The sequence below is a fragment of the Halochromatium sp. genome (genome assembly GCF_046541315.1).
Classification (GTDB): Bacteria; Pseudomonadota; Gammaproteobacteria; order Chromatiales; family Chromatiaceae; genus Lamprobacter.
Map to the genome: position 1 here is coordinate 1 of NZ_JBKHDN010000179.1, position 5630 is coordinate 5630.

Here is a 5630-nt window from a genome sequence, read left to right on the forward strand (position 1 = left end):
GGACCACCAGCCATCATCGCTGCCGGCTGCCGTCGGCCTGATTTCACCTGAAAAAGTGAGCTGCATCAGACTCTTAGAGATGGTGCCGAGGAGAGGACTTGAACCTCCACCTGGTTTCCCAGACATGGACCTGAACCATGCGCGTCTACCAATTCCGCCACCTCGGCAGGGTGCGGTGTCGACGGCTGAAACCGTGACAAGCCCATAAGCTTAGAGAGACAGGATGGGCTTGTCAACGGTAAACTAACGGATTCTATGGCCGCAACAAGGGTACAGCGTGGCACGACGAAAAAAGGCTCAATCCGCTCGGGATCTCGATCCGCATCGGCAACGGGAAGCGAAAAAATACGACAACCCGATTCCCAGTCGGGAGTTCATCCTCGAAACGCTCACCGAGCATGCCGCCCCAGCCGACTTCGACGAAGTCGCTTCGTTGCTCGGACTCTCCAGCGATGAGGATCGCGTGGCACTGGAACGCCGGCTCGGCGCCATGGTGCGCGACGGCCAGTTGCTGCGCAATCGCCGCGAGGCCTTCTGCCTGGTCAACAAGCGCGATCTGGTGGCGGGCCGGGTGATCGGCCATCCGGACGGCTTCGGCTTCGTCAAGCCGGACGACGGCGGCGACGATCTCTATCTCTATCCGAAGGAGATGCGCGCGTTGTTCCACGGTGATCGGATCGTCGCGCGGGTGACCGGCAAGGATCGACGCGGCCGGCTCGAGGGCGCCGTGGTCGAGATCCTCGAACGCAGCACCACGAGCGTGGTCGGGCGGCTGTATTCCGAAAGCGGCGTCGGCTTCGTGGTGCCGGACAACAAGCGCCTGACGCACGACGTGATCATCCCGAGCGACCGCCTCGGCGGTGCTGAGCAGGGGCAGATCGTGGTCGCCGAGATCACCGATCAGCCGACCAAGCGCACCCAGCCGATCGGCCGGGTCGCCGAGGTGCTCGGCGAGCACATGGCCGCCGGCATGGAGACCGATATCTCGATCCGCGCGCACGATCTGCCGGTGCACTGGCCGCCCGCGGTCGAACAGGCGATCAGCGCCTTTGGCGAGGAGGTGCCGGAGGCGGCGAAGGCCGATCGCACCGATCTGCGCGCGCTGCCGCTGGTGACCATCGACGGCGCCGACGCGCGCGATTTCGATGACGCGGTCTATTGCGAGCGCAAGCCCAAGGGCTGGAAGCTGCTGGTCTGCATCGCCGATGTCTCGGCCTATGTGACGCCGGACAGCGCCCTGGATCGGGAGGCCTTCGAGCGCGGTAACTCGGTCTACTTCCCGGATCGGGTGATTCCGATGTTGCCGGAGGTGCTCTCCAACGGCCTCTGCTCGTTGAACCCGAAGGTCGATCGCCTGTGCATGGCCTGCGAGCTCTATGTGAGTCGCGATGGCAAGGTCACGCGCACACGCTTCTTCGAGGGAGTGATGCGCTCGCACGCGCGCCTGACCTATGAGCAGGTGGCGACCCTGCTCGACGACAGCGAGGGCGCGCTCAGCGAGCAATACGCCGAGGTGCTGCCGCATTTGCACGAGCTGTACGCGATGTATCAGGCGCTGCTCGAGGCGCGCGCCGCGCGGGGCGCGATCGACTTCGATACCGTCGAGACCAAGTTCGTGATCGACGACGCCGGGCGCATCGCCAGTATCGAGCCGACGGTGCGCAACGACGCGCATCGCATCATCGAGGAGTGCATGCTGGCCGCGAACGTCGCCGCCGCGCGGCTGTTCCAGCGCAAGAAGATGCCGGCGCTGTACCGCATCCACGAGACACCGAAGGAGGAGAAGCTCTCCGACCTGCGCGACTTCCTCGCCGAACTGGGCCTGAACCTGCCCGGCGGCAACAAGCCGACGGCCAAGGATTACGGCACGCTGCTCGACGCGGTCCGTGGGCGCCCGGATTTCCACCTGATCCAGACCGTGCTGCTGCGCTCGATGCAGCAGGCGATGTACAGCTCCGATAACGTCGGGCACTTTGGGCTGGCCTATGACGCTTACACCCACTTCACCTCGCCGATCCGCCGTTATCCGGACCTCATCGTCCATCGCATCATCAAGCACATCCTTGCTGGCGGCACCGCGGCCGATCTCGAGTATTCGAAGCCCGAGTTGCAGCAGGTCGGCGAACACTGTTCGGGCACCGAACGTCGCGCCGACGAGGCGACGCGCGATGTCGAACATTGGCTCAAGTGCGAGTTCATGCGCGATAAGCTCGGCGAGGAGTTCGATGGCACCATCACCAGCGTGCAGGGCTTTGGGCTGTTCGTCGAACTGGACGGGGTCTATGTCGATGGGCTGGTGCACATCACCGCGCTCGATAACGACTACTATCACTTCGATCCGGTCGGGCATCGGCTGACCGGCGAGCGCACCGGTCAGGTCTATCGGCTCGGTGATCGGCTGCGGGTCAAGGTCGCGGCGGTGAACCTCGAGGATCGCAAGATCGATTTCGTGCTGGCCAAGCCCATTGTCGACACATCGCCGAAGAAGCGTTCGCGTTCAAGGCGCCGTAAGAAGCCGGCGGCTTAGGGGCCGCCGATGAACAGTCGGTCGAAGACGGCAGTGACGGTCGGCATCAACAGCGTGCGCAGTGCGCTGAAGTTTGGCGCCGAGGGCGTTGCGGAGCTTTGGCTTGACCACGGCCGTCGCGACCGTCGCCTCGCCGAGCTGGCCGCCTTGGCCCGCGCGGCCGATGTCGTCGTGCGCCAGGTCGCGCGCGACGAGCTTGATCGGGTCGCGGACAGCGGCAATCATCAGGGCGCGCTGGCTTGGGTGCGGATGCCGGCGGCGAGAAACGAGCAGGATCTCGACCGGCTCCTGGATACCGCCGAGCAACCGCTGCTGTTGGTGCTCGACGGCGTCACCGATCCGCACAACCTCGGTGCCTGCCTGCGCAGTGCCGACGGTGCTGGCGCGACGGCGGTGATCGCGCCCAAGGATAAGGCGGTTGGCTTGACGCCGGTGGCGGTGAAGGTGGCGAGTGGCGCTGCCGAATCGGTGCCCTTTGTGCAGGTCACCAATCTGGCGCGCACCCTGGAGACCCTGAAAGCGCGCGGGATCTGGCTGATCGGACTGGCCGATCGGGCTCCGGCAACCCTGTTCGAGATCGATCTCGGAGGGCCCATCGCGTTGGTGCTCGGCAGCGAGGGCAGCGGCCTGCGTCGCTTGACCCAAGAGCGCTGCGACCTGCTCGCGTCCTTACCGATGCACGGTCGTGTCGAGAGTCTCAATGTCTCGGTGGCGACGGGCATCTGTCTCTACGAAGTCGTGAGACGGCGACGTTCCGCTTAGGCGATTGACGTCCATCGCCCAAGCCAGCCGTCTACTGGCTATCGATGAGGCGATCGGTCCGAACATTGCCTATCGCGATGCGCTAGCCGGCCTCTGGGCGCGATGGTCGAGGCTTGCTGCCCGGTTCCGTTTCTCGCCCCGCCGGCTCGCTGGAGCCGGTCTCTTCCTGGTGCTCGGAGAGGGTCCCATCCTCTGCCCAACCGCCAGTGATGCCTTGCCAGGGTCGGCTCTGTCCAAGCAGCGCGAGCAATAGGAGCAGGATGACGCCGAGCCAGATGCCGCCGGCCACTGGCCAGTGCCGCAGGCCGCGCTCCGGATCGGCTTCGGCGCGGGCGAAGACGGTCTCGAAGCCGCAGGTCGCGGTCTTGGCGACCCGCGCGCGCGCGTTGGCGAGAGGCTGCCAAAGACGCTGCCCTGCGGCGACCAGAAGCCGACCGCCCGGTCGGGCGAGCACCATCAGATCGCCCGGCGGGATCAGCCCGATGACGGGCCGCAGCCAGTCTGGAGAGTGCCATGCGCCGATGGCGATGAGCCCGGCAAAGCCAAATCCAAGCGCGATGGGTCGCCAGCCGCTGAACCAACTGGCCGGCGTCCCCAGTACGAACGGGAACAGCAGCACCAGCACGATCAGCAGCGCCCAGGTCAGCCCCGGCCACAGGGCGCCGGGTTTGGCGTGCGCTCGGGTGTGCGCACAGACCCAGATGAAGCGCGCCATCAGGAGACTGGTGCCGACGCTGGCGACGACCACGGCGGCCGCCGCCCAGGGCCATTCGGCACCGCTCAGGATCGGCTTGAGCGCATCCTTGGCAACAGCACCGCTGGTCAGCGGCGCCCCGGCGAGGGCCAGGGCGAGCAGGATCAAGCCGGCCAGGATCACGGGCTGTACCAGCGCCGGCGCGGCCTGTTTGCGCAGACCAACGCCGAGGAACAGGCCGCCCTTGACCAGCGCGTGCTGCGCCGCGTAGAGACTGATGGCGGCGACACCCACGGGCGCGAGCGCCGGCGCCATCAGCACCAGGCCCAGACACAGCATCAGCAGACCCATCTTGCTGATGCTCGAATAGGCCAGGATCACCTTCGGGTCGGCTTGCACCAGCCCGATCGGCAAGGCATAGAACAGCGTCAGCACGCCCCCGGCCGCGAGCAGTCCGCCCCAGTCCGGAAGCGCGATCGCCCCGACCGGCAAGAAGCGCAGCCAGCCGAGGATGGCAACCTTGATCATGGCGCCGCTGAGCAAGGCGCTGGCGGGTATCGGTGCTGCCGGATGCGCGAGCGGCAGCCACAGGTGCAGCGGCACCAAGCCGGCCTTCACGCCGAGTCCGAGCAAGAGCAGCGCGATCGGCAGTCCGCCGAGTTGGGTCAGATCCGCGGGCGTGGGCAGGGTGGTTCCGGTCTGCTGCGCGACGAGCACCAGCGCCGCGAACAGACTGACCTCGCCAAACAGCGCCATGACCAGGTAGACCTTGCCGGCGCGCAGCGCCGCCGGGCTGCCGTCGTGGATGACGAGGCCATAGGCGGCGAGACCCATGATCGCAAAGCCGGCATAGAAGCTGAACAGATCCTGGCCGACGATGAGCCAGAGATTGCCGGCCATGGCGAGCAGAAAGAGCGTCCGAAAACGCCCGGCATGGGCGGTGCCGCGAAACGCAAAGGCGGTGTAGAGGCCGGCGGCGAGCCAGAGGATGGCGGTGAACAGCAGATAGACGCGTGCCGTGGTATCGAGTCCGAGCGCGGTGCCGAGGAACAGCCAGGGCAGATCGAGTTGGCTCCCGACCGGCACCATCAACGCCGCGAGCAGGGCCGGCACCGGTCCCAACACCGGTAAGGTCCAGCGCAGTCCGCCCGCTCCATTCGCCCCATCGTGTTCGCTCGCCAACTGCCCGTGTCGCGCCTGCGGTTGGTCGCCGGCGGGCGATGAACGCCGCCGGCGCTCGAACGCGGCCGCGGGCCATGCGAGCAGCAATGGCCACACCCAAGCCAGTAGCAGCAGCCAGGGGATCATCCGACACCCTTGGTGCTGATCTGGCCCAGGTGATCGAGCCCGGCGAGCATCGCTAGCAGCAGCACGGCAATGATGCCGATCCAGAGCGCCCCAGCGACGGGCCAGTGGCGCAGCCGGCGTTCGGCAGCGGTTTCGGGGGCCTCGAAGACGCGGTTGAAGTGTCCTTGCAGCTGGACACCGAGGCGCCTGCTCAGGGTCAGCACGGGTGCGAGCAGGCGTTTGCCGAGGCGCGCGGCGAGATCAAGCGCCGGCCGCGCGAGCACCAAGAGATCCCCCGCCGGCACCAGACCGATCAAGGGCCGCAGCCAAGCCGGATGGGCCCAAGCCGCCGCAGCGACT

At 66.7% G+C, this 5630-nt stretch carries 3 protein-coding genes, 1 tRNA gene and 1 pseudogene; 2 read left to right on the forward strand and 3 right to left on the reverse strand.

Annotated elements, in window-relative coordinates:
• Nucleotides 1-80 precede the first annotated feature (80 nt).
• Nucleotides 81-167: transfer RNA gene (locus ACLFQI_RS10955), tRNA-Leu, on the reverse strand.
• 110 nt (nt 168-277) lie between these two features.
• Here ACLFQI_RS10955 and rnr point away from each other — a divergent pair.
• Nucleotides 278-2527: a ribonuclease R gene (gene rnr / locus ACLFQI_RS10960; RefSeq protein WP_410759291.1), complete on the forward strand. Its 2250-nt coding sequence runs from the start codon at nt 278-280 to the stop codon at nt 2525-2527.
• A gap of 9 nt (nt 2528-2536) precedes the next feature.
• On the forward strand, nt 2537-3289 hold the full coding sequence (rlmB, locus tag ACLFQI_RS10965) for a 23S rRNA (guanosine(2251)-2'-O)-methyltransferase RlmB (protein WP_410759293.1): 753 nt from the start codon (nt 2537-2539) through the stop codon (nt 3287-3289).
• An 82-nt stretch (nt 3290-3371) separates the two neighbouring features.
• Here the strand turns inward: rlmB and ACLFQI_RS10970 are convergent, their stop codons facing one another.
• Together ACLFQI_RS10970 and ACLFQI_RS10975 are read right to left on the reverse strand one after the other, a co-directional pair.
• Complete coding sequence (locus tag ACLFQI_RS10970; protein WP_410759295.1) at nt 3372-5165, reverse strand: complex I subunit 5 family protein; 1794 nt, start codon at nt 5163-5165, stop codon at nt 3372-3374.
• A 122-nt stretch (nt 5166-5287) separates the two neighbouring features.
• Nucleotides 5288-5630: pseudogene (locus tag ACLFQI_RS10975) on the reverse strand (hypothetical protein); the annotation flags it as partial.